General features: G+C 61.0%; 18 protein-coding genes and 1 tRNA gene. 8 read left to right on the top strand and 11 right to left on the bottom strand.

Features of this window, described 5'->3' with window-relative positions; all coding sequences use genetic code 11:
- Positions 1–222 precede the first annotated feature (222 nt).
- Complete coding sequence (locus tag RCCGE510_RS01775; RefSeq protein WP_007626565.1) at positions 223–624, bottom strand: DUF2177 family protein; 402 nt, start codon at positions 622–624, stop codon at positions 223–225.
- A 160-nt stretch (positions 625–784) separates the two neighbouring features.
- Between RCCGE510_RS01775 and RCCGE510_RS01770 the strand changes: the two genes are divergently transcribed.
- Complete coding sequence (locus RCCGE510_RS01770) at positions 785–1,231, top strand: host attachment family protein (RefSeq protein WP_007626563.1); 447 nt, start codon at positions 785–787, stop codon at positions 1,229–1,231.
- Between the two features lie 107 nt (positions 1,232–1,338).
- Here RCCGE510_RS01770 and RCCGE510_RS01765 read toward each other — a convergent pair whose 3' ends face one another.
- Positions 1,339–2,205 (bottom strand): LysR family transcriptional regulator, encoded by an 867-nt coding sequence (locus tag RCCGE510_RS01765; protein WP_007626561.1) that lies wholly within the window; start codon positions 2,203–2,205, stop codon positions 1,339–1,341.
- A gap of 91 nt (positions 2,206–2,296) precedes the next feature.
- Here RCCGE510_RS01765 and RCCGE510_RS35430 point away from each other — a divergent pair, with 91 nt between their 5' ends.
- Positions 2,297–2,548, top strand: coding sequence for a hypothetical protein (locus RCCGE510_RS35430; protein WP_081525665.1), 252 nt, complete (start codon positions 2,297–2,299; stop codon positions 2,546–2,548).
- Here RCCGE510_RS35430 and RCCGE510_RS01760 read toward each other — a convergent pair.
- A complete protein-coding gene (locus RCCGE510_RS01760) occupies positions 2,499–2,831 on the bottom strand; it encodes a hypothetical protein (protein ID WP_007626559.1) in 333 nt (110 codons plus the stop codon). The two genes, RCCGE510_RS35430 and RCCGE510_RS01760, sit on opposite strands and share 50 nt — an antisense overlap.
- 354 nt (positions 2,832–3,185) lie before the next feature.
- On the opposite strand from RCCGE510_RS01760, the gene RCCGE510_RS01755 reads away from it, so the two are divergent.
- Positions 3,186–3,626, top strand: a complete 441-nt coding sequence (locus tag RCCGE510_RS01755; protein WP_007626558.1) for a glyoxalase superfamily protein — start codon at positions 3,186–3,188, stop codon at positions 3,624–3,626.
- Between the two features lie 81 nt (positions 3,627–3,707).
- On the top strand, positions 3,708–5,075 hold the full coding sequence (locus RCCGE510_RS01750) for an MATE family efflux transporter (protein ID WP_007626557.1): 1,368 nt from the start codon (positions 3,708–3,710) through the stop codon (positions 5,073–5,075).
- Positions 5,076–5,120: 45 nt separating this feature from the next.
- Here the strand turns inward: RCCGE510_RS01750 and RCCGE510_RS35070 are convergent, their stop codons facing one another.
- From RCCGE510_RS35070 to RCCGE510_RS01715, 8 genes are all read right to left on the bottom strand, one after another.
- Complete coding sequence (locus tag RCCGE510_RS35070; RefSeq protein WP_007626555.1) at positions 5,121–5,282, bottom strand: hypothetical protein; 162 nt, start codon at positions 5,280–5,282, stop codon at positions 5,121–5,123.
- Positions 5,283–5,384: 102 nt separating this feature from the next.
- The gene (locus RCCGE510_RS01745) at positions 5,385–6,221 is read right to left on the bottom strand and encodes a helix-turn-helix domain-containing protein (RefSeq protein ID WP_007626554.1); all 837 of its coding nucleotides are present in this window, start codon (positions 6,219–6,221) and stop codon (positions 5,385–5,387) included.
- A 72-nt stretch (positions 6,222–6,293) separates the two neighbouring features.
- On the bottom strand, positions 6,294–6,521 hold the full coding sequence (locus RCCGE510_RS01740) for a DUF1127 domain-containing protein (protein WP_007626553.1): 228 nt from the start codon (positions 6,519–6,521) through the stop codon (positions 6,294–6,296).
- A gap of 89 nt (positions 6,522–6,610) precedes the next feature.
- A complete protein-coding gene (iolB, locus tag RCCGE510_RS01735; RefSeq protein WP_007626552.1) occupies positions 6,611–7,408 on the bottom strand; it encodes a 5-deoxy-glucuronate isomerase in 798 nt (265 codons plus the stop codon).
- A gap of 164 nt (positions 7,409–7,572) precedes the next feature.
- On the bottom strand, positions 7,573–8,490 hold the full coding sequence (gene iolE / locus RCCGE510_RS01730) for a myo-inosose-2 dehydratase (protein WP_007626550.1): 918 nt from the start codon (positions 8,488–8,490) through the stop codon (positions 7,573–7,575).
- Positions 8,491–8,554: 64 nt separating this feature from the next.
- Positions 8,555–10,405 carry a 3D-(3,5/4)-trihydroxycyclohexane-1,2-dione acylhydrolase (decyclizing) gene (gene iolD / locus RCCGE510_RS01725; protein ID WP_007626548.1) on the bottom strand — a complete coding sequence of 617 codons (1,851 nt, stop codon included), beginning with the start codon at positions 10,403–10,405 and terminating at the stop codon, positions 8,555–8,557.
- Positions 10,406–10,604: 199 nt separating this feature from the next.
- A complete protein-coding gene (iolC, locus tag RCCGE510_RS01720) occupies positions 10,605–12,539 on the bottom strand; it encodes a 5-dehydro-2-deoxygluconokinase (RefSeq protein ID WP_007626547.1) in 1,935 nt (644 codons plus the stop codon).
- Positions 12,540–12,631: 92 nt separating this feature from the next.
- Positions 12,632–13,507, bottom strand: a complete 876-nt coding sequence (locus tag RCCGE510_RS01715; protein ID WP_007626546.1) for a MurR/RpiR family transcriptional regulator — start codon at positions 13,505–13,507, stop codon at positions 12,632–12,634.
- Between the two features lie 206 nt (positions 13,508–13,713).
- Here RCCGE510_RS01715 and RCCGE510_RS01710 point away from each other — a divergent pair, with 206 nt between their 5' ends.
- The 4 genes from RCCGE510_RS01710 to RCCGE510_RS01695 all read left to right on the top strand — a co-directional run.
- Positions 13,714–14,829, top strand: coding sequence for a Gfo/Idh/MocA family oxidoreductase (locus RCCGE510_RS01710; RefSeq protein ID WP_007626545.1), 1,116 nt, complete (start codon positions 13,714–13,716; stop codon positions 14,827–14,829).
- 86 nt (positions 14,830–14,915) lie between these two features.
- Positions 14,916–16,133: an FAD-dependent oxidoreductase gene (locus RCCGE510_RS01705; protein ID WP_007626544.1), complete on the top strand. Its 1,218-nt coding sequence runs from the start codon at positions 14,916–14,918 to the stop codon at positions 16,131–16,133.
- 254 nt (positions 16,134–16,387) lie between these two features.
- Positions 16,388–16,479: transfer RNA gene (locus tag RCCGE510_RS01700), tRNA-Ser, on the top strand.
- 686 nt (positions 16,480–17,165) lie between these two features.
- A partial coding sequence (locus RCCGE510_RS01695) for a porin (RefSeq protein ID WP_007626543.1) occupies positions 17,166–17,675 on the top strand: 510 nt, incomplete at its 3' end.

Below are 17,675 nucleotides of genomic sequence, written 5' to 3'. Positions count from 1 at the left end.
CAGGACGCATTTGAGGTCTTTAATCTCGATCGGGCGGGTTTTGATCGAGCAAGCTGGTCTTCATTCCGAGCAAGCTGGTTCTTGCTCCCAACCAAGGTCACATGAATGTTTTGCACATTCGTCAAATATAAAATTACAATTTTAACGAGTTCAAACTTTGTTCCTATGCGGGACGCCGTCATGTCCATTATCGGGACGTGGGCTTCACTCCTGGGTATCGTTTCAGACAAGAATTCTGACGGCGAGATATCCGCCGGCGGCGGTCAGCGCCGTCAGCAACGTGCCCCACGCCATGTCGACCAGGCTCATGGCGAGCGGCCAGTTGCGGAGTGTGGCAAGATTGGTGACGTCATAGGTGCCATAGGCCGCCAATCCTAGAATGGCACCGTGAAGAAATGCTGTGGCGATCGAGTCTGCCGACAGCGCCGGGAGCACTGCAAGCACGACCACCGCGGCGGCGAAGAACAGGTAGAACAGTGCGGCGACCGCCAGATTGGGGGAAGGCAGCATCAGCGCCCCTAGCTGGTCGCGATAAAAGTTGCGGGCGATGAGGCCAAGCCAAATCCCGTCGCAGACGAGAAGGGTGAGAAAGGTGCCGGCATAGGCCAACAGTGATGTCTTCATCGTTAATCTCCCGAACCTGCCTTTTCTACGCAGCAAAGGCCGATCGGATCGCCGCCCGTTCGATTTCGGCGCATTTTCCCGAACTCTTTCAACCGCCGGACGTTCTGCCTTGATCGATGAAGCACCGCGCGCTTCGAATGACGACAGCGAGGAGTTGAAAATGACCAACGTCAAAATCCCTTGGGAATCATGGGTTGTGGTCTGTGATGGAGCCAAGGCTCTGATCATGCAGAATGCTGGCGATGCCCAACTGATGAACCTGAAGGTGCTGGAAACCCTGACGCAGCCGAGCGCACCGGATCGCGAGATTGGCGCGGATAAGCCTGGCCGGACCCATGCCGCAGACGGCTTCAGCGGCAGCGCCGTCGAGGAGACCAGCTGGCAGGATCAGGCAGAAGCCGAATTTCTGAAACAGGTGGCGGAAAAGCTTGACGCGCTGGTGCAGGAAAAGAATGCCCGCCGCATCGTCCTCGTTGCACCGCCAAAGGCGCTCGGCACATTGCGGCCGGCGCTCCGTGCCGATACGCAGGCGGTGATCACCGCTGAAGTAGCGAAGGACTATACAAATATGCCGGTCGGCGAGATCGAGCGGCATCTCGCCGCCTGAGCCGACAGCAGCCTATCGACAGCGCCGCGCGTCTTCCGGCGGGCAAAGGACGCTGCAACATTTTGAATGACGCTTGGAGGACGCGGGTCGAGGCCCGCGTCTTCGTGTCATATCGCCGGCCTCTGCCCGGCAAACAGGTTTTCATGATCGGCAAAGAGCGCCCCCAGGCGGTCGATGACAATCCTGACCTCCGGCCGTTGCCGCTCGTCGTCATGCGCAATGATCCACATTTCATAGGTCAGGTCGTCGATGAGAGGCCCGGCGCGAACAAGGTTGCGTTCCCGATCGCCGATGAAACAGGGGAGCACGCCACGGCCGGCGCCCCCCCGGATTAGGTAAAACAGCATATGCGGCGTGTTGGTCCAACTGGTGATCCAGTAATCCGGCTGTTCGAACGTCCATTTGTCCGCCGGCGTGAAGGCGGCATCGGTGCCGAGCGAGATCCAGTTGCAGTTGGCCTCGTCATAGTCTGCCGCCTGGTAAACCGCATGCGCCACCTTGACCGAGCGGCGGATCGCGACGTTACCGCTGTCCGGCCGGCTGTGGCCAACGGCGATATGCGCCTCGCGGTAGGTGAAATCGACGCTGGTATCGCAGGTCTTGTAGCACATGCGGAAACTGTCCTTGGGGGTCCAGACACTGGCCAGATGATCGGCGATGAAGCGCGACGTCCAGCTGTCGGCGGCTGTCGAGACGATCGGCAGTGTCAGCACCTCGCCGCGCCAGTCGGAGATCGCACGCGCCGCATCCTGCATCAGCCGGACGCGGTCGAACAATTCCTGTCCATCCCTCGCGAGCAGATAACCGGTGGGGCCGCGGCTGAACAGCGATCGGCCAGTTACCCGTTCAAGTGCCAGCATCCGCCTACCGATCGTCGGCGCGCTGAGCCCGGTGCGCGCAGCTGCGGCCGAGAGCCCGCCGCCGGTTGCGACATGGAAGAAAAGCTGCAGGTCGTCCCAGCTTGCATCTTTCATGGATGAAAACCCCCTTTCCCCAGCGCCTCTACATCCGAAGGGCGCGAAGGCTTAGCTCAAGTGCATGAGCCAATAGATGGAGGATGAAGCAATGGATCTCAACTGGGTTGTTCTCTTCAAGGAAATCGAGATCCGCAATCGCCGGATCCGCCGCGATGCTTTTGCCGACCCGCTCGATCGACCGGAGTGGCGGGGAATTCTCTGGATCCTTCCGATCATTGCGCGCCTGGCCGCAAGGCGGGACGCGGAAACGAAGGTGCCGCGCCGCGTTGATTCGCCGATCGCAAAAAGCCTCAGGTTTCGAAGCTCAGCCGCAGCACGTGGTGGAGGAATTCAGGATTAAGCAGCATGTTGAAGCTGACCGTCACCCACTCGCCTTCGCGCTTGACCATGGTTGAGCCGATCTCGTCATGGATGCCGAGGATTTCGAGGAAGAAATGGCTCGGCATTTCCAGGTTCGGGCTTACTTCGAGCAGTGCGCCGGCAAGCGTGATCGTGCGGATCAGGCAGCGCACCTGCGTTCCGGTGCTGAGGTGATGGCCGACGAAGATGATGTTGCCGGGCCTGTCGAGATTGAATTCCCTGTAAGCACGTTCCGGCTTGGGGTGTTCTGTGTCGAGGTGCATCTGAAAGGCCCTTTTAGCCTCCGCTTGTTCTACCACAGGATATTAGTTGAAGAATGCTGACAGCTGCTGAACAACATCGATAAGATTGGATGTTTATGTGGAACTTGCGGGAAAACCGCATCGATTTCGTGCAGATTTGCCCCAAATTTGCTCATTCCAAGTGCGCATGCGCCATTCTTGACATGCCGGCAGCGTTCGCGCATACAGAGGCCGGTTCGAGGCACCAGCCGCTCGCGGATGAAAATCCATGGTGAAGTCCTTGCGATCATGGTCACGGCCCCTTGTGCATGCTGACTGGCGGCAATGCGAGCTCCCATTCATAGTCGAAGAGCATGCCTTGCGAAGGCTCACTCCATGACGGCGACCTATCCTGCCATTGAAGACTTGAAGGCTCAGGCCAAGCGCCTGCGCCAGGCGATGAATGATCGCGGTACCACACTGACGCACAGTGCCGCCCTCGAAATGATTGCCCGCCAGCACGGCGTCCGCGATTGGAACACGCTTGCAGCCCTCGCGGCAAAGCCCAACGCCAGCCCGAAGACACAGCTCTTCGTCGGTGCCCATATTCGCGGCCGCTATCTCAATCAGCCGTTCACCGGCGAGATCCTGGCGCTTTCGGCTTTGCCGGGCGGCGATCTCCACAGGATCACCATCCATTTCGACGAGCCGGTGGATGTCGTCACCTTCGAGAGCTTTTCGGCCTTTCGCCGGCGCGTGAACGCGCAGATCGATGCCGACGGCGTCTCGCCGAGGAAGACCTCGAACGGCGTGCCGCATCTGGTACTCGATCTCTAGATTGCTCCTTTTCTTTTGAGGCCGTCCGGATCCGCATGATTTTAAGCGGATTGGGTTGCCTCCTATTGCACGGATTTCTCCATGACCGCTCACTCCCAAGGCAATGCCTTTCTCACCGGCCGGCTGCCAGCCGTGTTCATCAAAACGGCGGCGCCGATTGTCGCGATCACCACCGTCAACGGCCTCTTCACCGTCGTCGACGCCTATTTCCTCGGTGCCTATGTCGGCCCGGACGCGCTTTCTGCCGTCAGCCTGATTTTCCCGGGGCTGATGTTGCTGATCGCCTTGCAATCACTGGTCTCGAACGGCATGGCGAGCATTCTTGCCCGCCGGCTCGGCGCCGGCGATCGCCACGGCGCGCGCCGGGTATTCACCGGTGCCCATACGCTGGCGCTGGCCGTCACCTTGATGCTCAACGCGGTCTACTGGACCCTCGGCCGGCAGATCATCGACGCCGGTGCTGCCGGCAATGCTGCGGTGGCCGAGGGCGCCAGGTTGTTCATGGGCGCGATGATCGCCTTTGCGCCGGTCAACTTCTTCCTGTCGCTGCATCTCGACGGATTGCGCTGCGAAGGCAAGATCGGTTTCATGACGCTGGTGACGCTGTCGGCCTCGCTGCTCAACATCTTCGCCAATTGGCTGTTCATGGCGGTCATGCATTGGGGCGTGCTCGGTTCGGCGGTCGGCTCCATCGCAACGCAATTCGTCTGTCTTGCAGCCGTGCTTGCCTATATCCAGCGCCGGCCTGCAGCACTCAGGCCTTCTTTGGAAACCGCATTGAGCGAGTGGCGCGGCATCGTCGCCTTCGGCGCGCCGATGAGCCTCGGTTTCATCGGCATATCGCTGGCCTCGGCGGCCATTCTCATCAACGTCTCGCTATGGAGTGCGCATGACCACGTCGCGACGATCGCTGCCTACGGCATCATCACCCGGATCATGACCTTCACCTATCTGCCGCTGCTCGGCCTCAGCATCGCCCTGCAGACGATCGCCGGCAACAATCACGGTGCTGGTCTAGGGCTTCGTGTCGGCCGAAGCCTGCAGATTGCCATGCTCGCAGCGCTGGTCTATTGCACTCTGGTGGAGATCACCGTCGAGTTGCTGGCTGGCCGCCTCGGCGCCGTCTTTGTCGCCGATCCCGCCATTATCGCCGAGGTCAGGCGAATTCTGCCCTGGACGATCGGCGCCTATTTTCTTTTCGGGCAGATGCTGATTCTGTCGTCCTATTTCCAGTCGATCGGCGATGCGCCGCGCGCGGCGATCTTTGGCCTGTCGCGGCCCTATCTGCTGACCCTGCCGCTCACTTTCTTGATGCCCTTTATCTTCGGCGAGCAGGGGATCTGGATGGTGCCGGTCTTTGCCGAGGCAGGCATGTTTATCCTCGCCTTCCTGGTCCTGTCACAGAATGCAAAACGTCGCGGCTGGCGCTACGGGCTTCTGCCGGCCTGAATCGCAAGAGCCGCGCTGGGGAGCGCGGCTCTTGCCTGATGTCGTCTATTCCTTGCCTGTTGGAGCTGCCGAGGTCGCGGCTTCCGCCTCGTTCAACGCCTCGGCGCATTCCTGGCAACAGACCTCGACGGTCTTGCCGCCGAGCTTGACGGTGATGGTCTCGGCGCCGAGTTCGCAGTCGCAGGCGGCACAGGTTGTCTTCTTCATCTGGTGATCCTCCGGTTGATCGTCCACGGATCGGGACGGGCTGATAAGATCATCGAAGACCGCAATGCCGCTGTCGAAATCTTTAGCGATCGACCTGGACCATCACCTCCGGCGCAGCTGCGTCGCGCGCTGGAATTCGGCCGGGGTCTGCCCGAAGGATTGTTTGAAGGAGGCGCTGAAATGGCTGTGGCTGGAAAAGCCGAGATCGAGCCCGAGCGCAGTCAGATCGTCGTACTCTCCGAGTAGATCGAGCGCGCGGGCAAGTCTCAGCCGCAGCTGATAGCGATAGAGCGGTGTCGCCTCGACCTGCTGGAACACCTGGGTGAGATAAACCGGCGAGACGCCCACTTCGACGGCGATTTCGCCGAGCGTCCAGCGCCGCGCGAGATCGGAGGAAAGCACCAGCTTTGCCCGGTCGACGAGTTTCTGCCGGCCGGTGCTGGCGCCCGGCGCATGCGATGTGCGCTCGCCGAGCGAGCGGCGGACCAGCGTCAGGGCGAGTGTTTCTGCCTCCAGCGTTTCGGCGACATTGCGGCTCAAACCGTGACGGAGGAGGGCGACCAGCGCTTGCGCGCGCGGATCGATCCGTCGGCGCTGGCGCCGGAAGGAAAAGGCCGGGCCGGGCTGCACCTGATCTTTCGGCGCGAGTTCTTCGAGCATGGTCTCGTCGATCGCCAGATCGATGCAGGCGTCGCCGCCCTCGATCGGATGGCTGATGCGATATCCCTGGCCGGCATTGAAGAACAATAGCTGATTGGCTTCGGCCACCGTGTCATTGCGGCCGACATGCCGCATGAAGACGCCGCGATAGGGATAGACGAGGCTTGTTGCGTGGGCGCATTCCTCGTCGCTCTTATGGCGGCACTCACCATTGCAGACGATGTCACGAATGGTGATCATCTTCGTTTGCAGGAGCGGTGCTGTTGAATACTGCGACATTTGATGTTCCGGATCAGCGCAGGCCGCCGACGAGGCGGCCCGAGGCATAGTATCACAACTGACGCCTGTATTTCAGTAGCGACTATAGACGTGAACGTCGCTTTCTGTCTGCCCCCTGGAGAGACCGATATCTTTTAACTGATCGTCGGAAAGTTCCATTAGCGCATTGCTGTTGCGCCGTTCGTCAATCTTGCGCGCCAGCCAGCGTGCTGCCGTGATGACGGCAACAAGCAGGCCGGGACGGAAATGACGCGAAGAGCGAATATTCCGGGCCGAGATTGTCACATTCGGGCTGTACATGGTGGTCCTCCATCCGTGTTTGGATGGAGGCAGTGAACCATTAACGGCGGCTTGCCGCTGTCAGATTATTTAGCGATCTGCCGCAGTCCTCACGCCTTGACCAGCCACTCGTGCTCGACGGCATTGTGGAATTTCCAGATCCGCTTCGGCCCGGCCATGACGTTGAGGTAATAGAGATCGTAGCCATGGCAAGCGGCGCAGGGGTGATAGCCTTTCGGCACCAGCGTCACGTCGCCGTCCTCGATCGCCATTGCCTCGTCAAGCGAGCGATCGTCGGTGTAGACGCGCTGGAAGCCGAAGCCCTGCGGCGGGTTGAGGCGATGGTAATAGGTCTCTTCCAGGAAACTCTCGTTCGGAAGGTCGTCCTGGTCGTGCTTGTGCGGCGGATAGGACGATGTATGGCCGCCGGGCGTAATCACCTCGACGACAAGCAGCGAATGCGCCGAGCTGTCGTCCTCAGGCATGATATTGTTGACGTAGCGCACATTTGTGCCCTTGCCGCGCGTCATCTGCGCATGCGTGCCCGGCGGGATTTCCTTCGCCGGATAGCTGCCACCGCCGGGCGCCGAGCAGACGGCGAGCTCCAGATCGGTCTCCGCCGTCACCGACCATGTCGATCCCATCGGGATGTAGAGCGCATGCGGCGCGCCTTCGAACGGGTTCATGCGGCCGCCGAGCGTGCCGAAATCCTTTGTGCCTGCCGACGCCTTGCCCTTGCCGCTCACCCAGACGAGGCAGACTTCGCGGTCTCCCGTCTCTCCGGAAACGGTCTCGCCCGGCTTCATCCGATGCAGGTCGAAGCCGACATAAGTCCAGCCGGCATTCTCAGGGGTCACGTGCGTGACGCGGCCATGGGTGCCCGATGGTTTAACCTTGAGGTTTGGCATTGGTGTTTCTCCTCGTAAATTGGTGGGCGTGGCCCCTCATCCGGCTGCCGCCACCTTCTCCCCGAGGGGGTCCGAAGGACGGGTCGAGACCCGTGGCTCGACCCCGGTCGGCTTCCGGCGAATGAGGGGGGCGTCTTGCTCCAGCAGGCCGGCAGGTCTTTCGATTATCCCTTAGGAAAACCTTCGGTCTCCACCGTATAACCTGCGGCGGTCATGACCCGCATCAATTCCGCATGGCCGATCTCGGCCATCTTCTGCGGAGGTGACTTGCGTGGATCCTGTTCTGCTTCGACAACGAACCAGCCCTCATAGCCGTGATCGGCCAGCCGCTGGACGATAGCGCCGAAACCGAGCGAGCCGTCGCCCGGCACCGTGAAGGCGCCGAGTGCCACTGCGTCGAGGAAGGATTGCCGGCTGCGGTCGAGCCCGTCGACGACAGGCTTGCGGATGTCCTTGACGTGAACATGGTTGATGCGGGCGTGGTGGTTGCCGATGGCGCGCAGGACGTCGCCGCCGGCAAAGGCGAGATGGCCGGCATCGAGCAGCAGTGGAATGCCTTCGCCCGAGGAACGCATGAAGGCGTCGAGTTCCGGCTCGGTTTCGACCACGGCCGCCATATGGTGGTGATAGGAGAGCGGCATGCCCTGTTCGGCGCACCATTCCCCGAACTCGGTGACGCGGCGCGCATAGGCCTTCATCTCGTCGTCGGAAAGGCGCGGCTTGGTCGCGAGCGGCTTGGACCGGTCGCCCTGGATCGAGCGGCCGACTTCACCATAGACGATGCAGGGTGCATTGACCGCCTTGAACAGCTCGATCATCGGCGCGATGCGGTCCTTATTGGCCGCAAGCTCCTCATTGACCAAGGTGCCGGAGAACCAGCCGCCGCAGAGCGTCACGTCGGCGGCGCGCAGGATGGGCAGCATCTCTTCCGGGTTGCTGGGGAAACGGCGGCCTTGCTCCATGCCGGTGAAACCGGCGCCGCGGGATTGCCGCAGGCATTCCTCGAGGGATACGTCGTCGCTGAGTTCAGGAAGGTCGTCGTTCCACCAGGCGATGGGCGACATGCCGAGTTTGGCCTTCATCAGTAATCTCCTTGAAAATAGTGCGGAGGAGCGCTTCCGCTCCCCCGGAAATCATAGCAATCGATCAACCGACGCGCTGGGCAGCGCGCGCTTTGACATAGGCCTCATGGGCTCTGTTGACCTCGCCGCGCGGGCTGACCTCAGGCACCGCGACATCCCACCAGTGGCCGCCGGCATCGGTCGTGATCAGCGGATCGGTGTCGATGACGAAGACCGAGGTGCGGTCGTTTCTCTTCGAATCGGCGATCGCCTGTTCCAGTTCGGTGATGGAGGAAACCTTGACGGCGATGGCGCCCATGCTTTCGGCATGCGCGCGGAAATCGATCTCCGGCATCACCTCGTGATAGGAGTCCTTCAGCAGATTGTTGAAGTTGGCGCCGCCGGTGCCCATCTGCAATCGGTTGATGCAGCCATAACCGCGATTGTCGAGCATGACGATGTTGAGCTTGAGACCGAGCATGACCGAGGTCGCGATCTCGGAATTCATCATCATGTAGGAACCGTCGCCGACCATGACGACGACATCCCGTTCGGGATGCGCCATCTTGGCGCCGAGCCCGCCGGCAATCTCGTAGCCCATGCAGGAAAAGCCATATTCCATGTGATAGCTGCCCGGCGCAGTTGCCGGCCAGAGTTTGTGCAATTCGCCGGGAAGGCCGCCCGCAGCGCAGAGAACCGTCGTATTATCGCCGCCGATCGCGCGCGCCACCGCGCCGATCACCTGGGCATCGGAGGGCAGGGCGGCATTGGTCGTCGCCATCGCTTTGGCGGCAGCCTCCATCCAGACCTTTTTCTCCGCGGCTGCCTTTTCGGCCAGGGCCGCCGGCGCCTTCCAGCCGGAAAGCCCCGCCGAAAGCGCCTTCAGCCCTTCGCGGGCGTCAGTCACCAGCGGATGGCTGTCATGCTTCAGGGCGTCATAGGCGGCGATATTGAGGCCGATCATCCTGAGGCTATCGTTCTTGAACAGCGCCCAGGAGCCGGTGGTGAAATCCTGGCAGCGGGTGCCGACGGCGATGACGAGATCCGTCTCTTCGGCAATCGCATTCGCCGCAGACGTGCCGGTGACGCCGACCGAGCCGAGCGCCAGCGAATGGGTTTCGTTGATCGCCGACTTGCCGGCCTGGGTAACGACGACCGGAACGCCGTGGGCCTCGGCAAAGGCGGCAAGCTCTTTGGTCGCCTGTGAATAGAGCACGCCGCCGCCGGCAACGATCACCGGCTTCTGCGAGGCCTTGATCAGCGCGATGGCATTTGCCAGCTCGTCCGCATCCGGTTGCGGCCGGCGCGTCGCCCAGATTTTTTCATCAAACAGGCTTTCCGGGTAATCGTAGGCTTCCGCCTGGACATCCTGGCAGAGCGACAAGGTAACCGGGCCGCAATCCAGCGGATCGGTCAGGACTTGCATGGCGCGCTTCAGCGCCGAAATGATCTGCTCGGGCCGGGTGATGCGGTCGAAATAGCGCGAAACCGGACGGAAGGCATCATTGGCTGAAACCGTGCCGTCGCCGAAATCCTCGATCTGCTGCAGCACCGGATCCGGCGCGCGGTTGGCGAAGACGTCGCCCGGCAGGAAGAGAACGGGAATGCGGTTGACATGCGCGACGCCGGCGGCGGTCACCATGTTCAGCGCGCCGGGACCGATCGAGGTGGTGCAGGCCATGAAGCGCGTGCGGAAATTCGCCTTGGCATAGGCGATGGCGGCATGCGCCATGCCTTGTTCGTTGTGGGCGCGATAGGTCGTCAGTTCGCCACGCACCTGATAGAGCGCCTCGCCGATGCCGGCGACGTTGCCGTGGCCGAAGATCGCCCAGACACCGCCGAAGATCGGCACCTTTTTGCCGTCGACAACAGTCATCTGCTTTTTGAGGAAATGCGCGACGGCCTGCGCCATCGTCAACCGTATCGTCTTGCCCATCGGATCCTCCGGACTTTTGACTCTCTGTCTGTTTTCCCCTCCCCAACCCCTCCCCACAAGGGGAGGGACTTAATTGGCGGCGCCGCTTCAAGCAGGTTTCAGCGTCTCTTCCCGCAGGACGGCGCTTCTGATGCCGGATGGTGCCCCGCATAAGTCCCTCCCCCTTGTGGGGAGGGGTTGGGGAGGGGTCTTAATTTTCCTACTGACGCTCGCGCGTCTTCAGCCACGCCTCTGTCAGTTGCCGGAAGCGGCCGGCCATATCGCTGATCGCTTCCTCGTCGTTCATTGCGCCCGAAAGCCAGGCGCGCGCCGCATCGGCAAAGATCGTTCGGCCAACAGCAAAGCCCTTCACCGAAGGAGCAGCCAGCGTCGCCTCGAAGCAGGAAATCAGCTCGTCGGCAGGCGCCTCGAGCCCGAGCAGCACGATACCGCGGCACAGGGGATCATTTTTGGCGATCACCGCATCGATCTTCTTCCAGGCTTCGCTCGATGCCTGCGGCTCGAGCTTCCACCAATCAGGCTTGATGCCGAGTGCATAGAGCTCCTCCAGCGCGGTTGCGATCGTATCGTCCGTCAGCGGTCCGTTCTTGCCGGCAATGATCTCCACCAGCAGTTCGCGCCCGACCTTGCGGGCTGCCTCGAACAGCGTGCGCAGCTTCTCCTGCTGCTCGGTCTTCAATTCGGCCGGGTCGTCGGGATGATAAAAGCACAGGCACTTGATGCAATGACCAAGCGGCCATTCCACAAGCTGCGAGCCGATATCCTGGCTGAATTCGAAGCGCAGCGGCTTCGAGCCCGGCAATTCCACCGGCCGGCCGATCCAGGAAAAATTCTTCGTTGCCGCGTCGAAAAAGGCGTCACGGCCGAAACGTTCGTCGATCAGCATGCCGTAACCGTCGCGGCCATTCGAAACCCGCGACGCTGCGGCGACTGCCAGCCGCTTGAAGGCGACGATCTTTTCGTGGCCGACGCCGAGTTCATCGGCAACGCTGACGAGTTGTGAACGATGATCGATCGCCAGCGCCATCAGCAGCGGGATTTCGCCGCGCCGGGTCGATGCCCAGTGGATATGGTTGATCGCCTCGTCCTTGCGCAGCGCCCGGTGTTTGCTGCCGGTCGTCAGGAAGAAGTCAAGCTCCGCCCAGGTCGGATATTCCGGCGAGCAGAGCAGGCGGGAGACGGCAAACGCGCCGCAGGCATTGGCCCAGGTGGCGCAGGTCTTCAGTGGCTCGTCACGCAGGAAGCCGCGCAGGAAGCCGGACATGAAAGCATCGCCGGCGCCGAGCACGTTGAAGACTTCGATCGGGAAACCCTGGCCGACGATGCCGGCTTCGAGGTCGTCGGCGATCGGCCCGTCATAGACGATGCAGCCCATGGCGCCGCGCTTGAGCACGATCGTCGCCGGCGACAGGCGACGAATCTCCTTCAGCGCGCCGAGCACGTCGTCGGCGCCGGAAGCGATCAGGATTTCCTCTTCGGTGCCGATGATGAGGTCGCAATCCGGCAGAGTCTCCTTCATCTTCGAGGACACCCGGTCGGATTTCACGTAGCGCTCGAAGCCTTCCGCATGGCCGGCAAGGCCCCAGAGGTTCGGCCGGTAGTCGATGTCGAAGATCACCTTGCGGCCATTCGCCTTGGCGATGCGAATCGCCTTGCGTTGCGCGGCCTCGGTATTCGGCCTCGAGAAATGCGTGCCGGAAACGAGAACGGCGCGCGACGATCGGATGAAATTCTCATCGATATCGCCTTCATCGAGCGCCATGTCGGCACAGTCGGACCGATAGAAGATCATCGGCGACACGCCCTCGGCCTCGACCGCAAGCAGCACCAGCGCCGTCAGGCGCTCCTTGTCGGTGACGATGCCGTCTGTTGCCACACCTTCGCGCGCCGATTGCTCGCGGATGAAGCGTCCCATCTGTTCGTCGCCGACGCGGGTGATGAGGCCGGATTTGAGGCCAAGCCGCGCCGTGCCGATGGCGATATTGGCCGGGCAGCCGCCGACGGATTTGGCGAAGGAGGCAATATCCTCCAGCCGCGAACCGATCTGCTGGCCGTAAAGGTCGACCGAGGAGCGGCCGATAGTGATTACATCAAGCGCCGGCTCCGGCTGTGAGCTCGGATTCGATTGTACCATGATGTCCTCCCGCTAGATTTTGCGCGGCTTCCAGTGCCTGCGAATTTTCAATAATGAAACATCGGTTCCGTTATTTTGTCAATTCGGAATGTTTATTCCATTTTCGCTTTTCCAGCTTTTGGATGCTGAAGCTTGCGGCGCCGTTCGGCGATCGCCACCGGAAGCGCCATGGTGAGCGCCATCGAGGCAGAAAGCGAGCGGAAACCGGCGAAATCGGCTTCCGCCACCTCGAACCAGTGCGTGGCGCAGGCGGCAAGCGGCGAGAAAGCCGAATCGGTGATCGCGATGACGGGGACGCCGCGGTCGGCAAGCTCCTGGCTCTGACTGAGGCTGTCTGCCGCATAGGGCGAGAAGCTCGCGGCGATCGCCGCATCCTTCGGTGTTGCGAACTGCACCATTTCGGGGTCGACGCCGTTCGGCGAGGCGACGATCTGGTGGCGGATGTTGAGCTTGGAAAATGCGTAGGTCATGTGCGCCGTCAACGGGTAGGAACGCCGTTTGGCGATCAGATAGATCGTTTCGGCGGCGGCAAGGATACTCACCGCTTTCGTGAACGTATCGCTCTGCACCGTCGCCGCCAGCCGGTTGACCGACTGGCTGGCCGCGGCAATGAAACCGGAAAGCAGATTGGCGTCCTCGTCGTCGCCGCTCGTTTGCTCCAGCGTGACGAGCCGTTCTTCATAGCTCAGCGTTCGGTCGCGCAATCTTTCGCGGAAGATGCTCTGTAGGTCGGAGAAACCTTCGTAACCCAGATGATGCGCCAGGCGCACCAGCGTCGAAGGCTGGACGTCGGAGGCGGCTGCAATGCTCGCCGTCGTGCCGAAGGCAATCTCGTCGGGATTGCCGAGCGCGAAGGCGGCAACCTGCGCCAGCCGCTTCGGCATATTTGCCTTGCGCTCGATGATGGTGCTGCGCAGGCTTTCGAAATCGCGCGGAACGCGCGCCGGCCTCTGGGGATCGTTATCCATGCTTGCTGCCCGCGAGATGAAACAAATATTCCATATTTGTGAGCATAGACGATTTCAAATCCCACGCCTAATTGTTTTTAATCCCCTGTAATTGAAGGATTTTGAACAATTTTCCGCGAAAAACGTAGAAATGCGCGCGCGCAGGTCTCTTGTCAAAATGATCTAAATATTCCAAAAATCGGCGCGCAGCTTTGGAGGAGACGGAAATGAAGTCACTTGGCATCGGTTTGATCGGCACCGGCTACATGGGCAAATGCCATGCGCTGGCGTGGAATGCGGTGAAGGCGGTGTTCGGCGATGTCGAGCGTCCGCGTCTCGTCCATCTGGCCGAAGCCAATGCCGGGCTAGCGCAGGCGCGTGCCGGCGAATTCGGCTTCGAGAAGGCAACGGCCGACTGGCGGGCGCTGGTCGCCGACCCCGAGGTCGACGTGGTCTCTGTCACCACCCCCAACCAATTCCACGCCGAGATGGCGATTGCAGCCCTCGAAGCCGGCAAGCATGTCTGGTGCGAAAAGCCTATGGCGCCGGCCTATGCCGATGCCGAGCGCATGCTGGAGACGGCGGAGCATTCCGGCAAGGTTGCCGCTCTTGGCTATAATTACATTCAGAATCCCGTCATGCGACACATCAAGACGCTTGTCGGCGAGGGTGCCATCGGCACGGTCAACCATATCCGCGTCGAGATGGACGAGGATTTCATGGCCGACCCCGATGTCTTCTTCTATTGGAAGAGCGAGCTTTCCGCCGGCTACGGCGCGCTCGACGATTTCGCTGTGCACCCACTGTCGTTGCTCTGGTATCTCTTCGGCCATGTTGAGGCTGTTATAACCGACATGCTGAAGCCCTATGCCGACCGACCGCTCAGCCAGGGCGGCCGTCGTGCCGTCGAAAATCACGATGCCGCCAACGTGCTGATGCGGCTTGGGGGCGGCATCTCCGCTGTTTTGATGGCGAATCGCGCCGCCTGGGGCCGCAAGGGCCGTATCGCCCTGCAGATTTATGGTTCGAAAGGCTCGATCGTCTACGACCAGGAGCGGATGAACGAATTCGAACTCTATCAGGCCGAAGGCCGAGGCTCCGAACAGGGTTTCCGCAAGATACTGGCGGCGCCCGCCCATCGGCCCTATGATCGCTTCATCCCGGCACCCGGCCACGGCCTCGGCTTCAACGATCTGAAGATCATCGAATGCCGTGAGCTGATCCGGGCGATATCCGGTGAGCCGTCGTCGATCGTGACATTTAAAGACGGTCTCAGGATAGAGAAGTCGGTGCATGCCATGGCACAGTCCTTCCACGAGCGTCGCTGGATCGAGATCGGCTGATTGTAAGAAGCCGCTTTCCGTTGACGGCGCGCGGGGCAGGGAATAGGCCTGACATAGTTGTCGGGCGCAAGTTCAGGAGTGGGATCGTGACGGATAGACTGGTGATCATCGGCGCGGGACAGGCCGGTTTCGCATTGGCGGCCAAGCTGCGTGCCTTGAAGGATACGCGCCCGATCACTCTCATCGGCGCCGAAGACGTTGCGCCTTATCAGCGCCCGCCGCTTTCGAAGAAATACCTGCTTGGCGAAATGGCTTTCGACCGCCTGCTGTTCCGCGACCAGCATTGGTATGGCGATAATGACGTCGATCTTCGCCTTTCCACCTGGGCCGAGCAGATCAAGCCGGACAGCAAGCAGGTCCTGCTGCAGGACGGCTCCATTCTCGATTATGGCACGCTGGCGCTCGCCACCGGCTCGACGCCGCGCCGGCTGCCGGCCGCAATCGGCGGCGATCTCGAAGGCGTCTATGTCGCCCGCGACAAGCGCGATGCCGATCTGCTCGCCGACGAGATGCGCCCAGGCCGCCGCGTCCTCATCATCGGCGGCGGTTATATCGGCCTCGAGGCGGCAGCCGTCGCCCGCCACCGCGGCCTTGAGGTCACGGTCATCGAGATGGCTGACCGCATCCTGCAGCGCGTGGCTGCGAAGGAGACCGCCGACATCATGCGCGGGATCCATCAGACCCATGACGTGGTGATCCGCGAGAAAACAGGGCTCAAGCATCTGGTCGGCAGGGATGGCCGCGTCTCTGGCGCCGCTCTGTCCGACGGAACGGTTATCGACATCGACTTTGCCGTCGTCGGCATCGGCGTCGTGCCGAATGACCAACTTGCCAAGGAAGCCGGCCTCGAAGTCGCCAACGGCATTGTCGTCGACGAATTCGCCTGCACCTCCGATCCGGCGATCTTTGCCGCCGGCGATTGCGCAGCGCTTCCCTGGCAGGGTGGCCGCATCAGGCTCGAATCGGTGCAGAACGCCGTTGACCAGGCCGAAGCGGCGGCAGCCGTCATTGCCGGTGGCAGCGCGCCCTACGATCCGAAGCCGTGGTTCTGGTCCGACCAGTATGATGTCAAGCTGCAGATCGCCGGCTTCAATCTCGGTTATGACGAAACGCTGCTGCGGCCCGGCGCCCGCGAAGGGGCCTATTCGGTCTGGTACTTCAGGCAAGGCCTGCTGATTGCCGTCGATGCCATCAACGACGCCAAAGCCTATGTGACCGGCAAAAAGCTGCTGGAATCCGGGACCAACCCCGACAGATCGATTCTCGCCGACCCCTCTGCCGACCTCAAGCGCCTGCTTGGCTGAACTCAAGACCGATCGTCGCAAGGAATCACCGCCAGCGGAAACGCCGTGCTCGGCTCGCTGATCCTATCGGGCGCCGGGCGGCAAGGCTCAGCGTTTTCGCCAAAGAGAACGAAGCGCGATCAAACTCCGCGGATCACCCGAGGAAATGCGGTCTGTCTACGCAACCGGCCCAAATGCCGCCCACTGCATTTCTTCTGGTGAAATCTGAAAAAACCCTTGCATTCCCAGACCGGTCACCATAGTTAGGCCGCACCGGAGAGGTGGCCGAGTTGGTCGAAGGCGCTCCCCTGCTAAGGGAGTATACGTCAAAAGCGTATCGTGGGTTCGAATCCCATCTTCTCCGCCATTTTGATTTTTCCCAGCTCAGTTCAATTCTTATCGTGCGGCAGAGAACCACCTGCGCTTAGGCAGTTATGTCTCGCGGTCGCTATGTCGCGCAAAAGTGTGCAGCGGGTTTGCGGCAACGACATGCGCAAAACGAAGAACTAAAGCGGGAGGAGCGAATCTGAAAGATCGCGACGCGCTTTAGATGGTCATGCTTCATGGTCGCGCCATGAGAAAATCGCTCCGCCTTGAGCAGGAGAATCGCCAGCGGGGAATCACCGCCCGCTCCCATGTTCCGGCAAGCGGCGAAACTGGTTCTGTGCATGTCTGATTACGCTTGCCGCAGCAGCGATATCCCTTCGGCATCCGGATTTCGTCGAAAAAGCGTCGCAAATGTGTTGCCAAACGCATATCCAGTTCACGGTTGATCCGACCTAAGCCGCCGCAAAATCAGGGTTTTCTTAACAAAGAATAAAGGAAATCGCGGCCGCTTGCCCGACTTGTGTCCTTTCAGCAACAGGATTTCGGGAAGGCTCCCCAACCCCGTTCGAGTAAGTTGGTGATTGCGTGACCGGCCCCGTCTTGTATTTTCACTCTCGGAAGCAAGGGCGACGGATCGTCCACTTCTTCAAACACGGGGATGGGGCAGGGAACGCTGCTCAGCGAAAGATCCCAAACCCGATCGAAACTTTGAATTGGAGGTCATTTATGAACATCAAGAGCCTTCTTCTCGGCTCCGCTGCTGCTCTCGCAGTAGTTTCCGGTGCTCAGGCTGCTGACGCTATTGTTGCTGCCGAGCCGGAACCGGTTGAATACGTTCGCGTCTGCGACGCTTACGGCACCGGCTACTTCTACATCCCGGGCACCGAAACCTGCCTCAAGATCGAAGGCTACATCCGTTTCCAGGTCAACGTTGGCGAAGATGTCGGCGGCGATTCTGACTGGGATGCGGTTACCCGCGGTCAGGTTCAGTTCACCGCCAAGAGCGATACCGAGTATGGTCCTCTGACCGGCGTCATCGTCATGCAGTTCAATGCTGACAACGCCACCGATCAGGAAGCCAAGCTCGACTCCGCTTACCTCGACATCGCAGGCTTCCGCGCTGGTCTCTTCTACTCGTGGTGGGACGATGGCCTCTCGGGCGAAACCGACGATATCGGCTCGCCGGTCACGCTGCATAACTCCATCCGTTATCAGTACGAAACCGACGCCTTCTAC

It is taken from the genome of Rhizobium sp. CCGE 510 (genome assembly GCF_000292525.1).
Classification (GTDB): Bacteria; Pseudomonadota; Alphaproteobacteria; order Rhizobiales; family Rhizobiaceae; genus Rhizobium.
Note: the sequence above shows the minus strand (reverse complement) of the source record. Positions and strands in the feature narration are given on the sequence as shown.

What these genes read in the sequence shown, in the direction of transcription:
- RCCGE510_RS01775 (WP_007626565.1), bottom strand. Translation starts at nt 624, where the DNA reads ATGAAGACATCACTGTTGGCCTATGCCGGCACCTTTCTCACCCTTCTC.
- RCCGE510_RS01770 (WP_007626563.1), top strand. Translation starts at nt 785, where the DNA reads ATGACCAACGTCAAAATCCCTTGGGAATCATGGGTTGTGGTCTGTGAT.
- RCCGE510_RS01765 (WP_007626561.1), bottom strand. Translation starts at nt 2,205, where the DNA reads ATGAAAGATGCAAGCTGGGACGACCTGCAGCTTTTCTTCCATGTCGCA.
- RCCGE510_RS35430 (WP_081525665.1), top strand. Translation starts at nt 2,297, where the DNA reads ATGGATCTCAACTGGGTTGTTCTCTTCAAGGAAATCGAGATCCGCAAT.
- RCCGE510_RS01760 (WP_007626559.1), bottom strand. Translation starts at nt 2,831, where the DNA reads ATGCACCTCGACACAGAACACCCCAAGCCGGAACGTGCTTACAGGGAA.
- RCCGE510_RS01755 (WP_007626558.1), top strand. Translation starts at nt 3,186, where the DNA reads ATGACGGCGACCTATCCTGCCATTGAAGACTTGAAGGCTCAGGCCAAG.
- RCCGE510_RS01750 (WP_007626557.1), top strand. Translation starts at nt 3,708, where the DNA reads ATGACCGCTCACTCCCAAGGCAATGCCTTTCTCACCGGCCGGCTGCCA.
- RCCGE510_RS35070 (WP_007626555.1), bottom strand. Translation starts at nt 5,282, where the DNA reads ATGAAGAAGACAACCTGTGCCGCCTGCGACTGCGAACTCGGCGCCGAG.
- RCCGE510_RS01745 (WP_007626554.1), bottom strand. Translation starts at nt 6,221, where the DNA reads ATGTCGCAGTATTCAACAGCACCGCTCCTGCAAACGAAGATGATCACC.
- RCCGE510_RS01740 (WP_007626553.1), bottom strand. Translation starts at nt 6,521, where the DNA reads ATGTACAGCCCGAATGTGACAATCTCGGCCCGGAATATTCGCTCTTCG.
- iolB (WP_007626552.1), bottom strand. Translation starts at nt 7,408, where the DNA reads ATGCCAAACCTCAAGGTTAAACCATCGGGCACCCATGGCCGCGTCACG.
- iolE (WP_007626550.1), bottom strand. Translation starts at nt 8,490, where the DNA reads ATGAAGGCCAAACTCGGCATGTCGCCCATCGCCTGGTGGAACGACGAC.
- iolD (WP_007626548.1), bottom strand. Translation starts at nt 10,405, where the DNA reads ATGGGCAAGACGATACGGTTGACGATGGCGCAGGCCGTCGCGCATTTC.
- iolC (WP_007626547.1), bottom strand. Translation starts at nt 12,539, where the DNA reads ATGGTACAATCGAATCCGAGCTCACAGCCGGAGCCGGCGCTTGATGTA.
- RCCGE510_RS01715 (WP_007626546.1), bottom strand. Translation starts at nt 13,507, where the DNA reads ATGGATAACGATCCCCAGAGGCCGGCGCGCGTTCCGCGCGATTTCGAA.
- RCCGE510_RS01710 (WP_007626545.1), top strand. Translation starts at nt 13,714, where the DNA reads ATGAAGTCACTTGGCATCGGTTTGATCGGCACCGGCTACATGGGCAAA.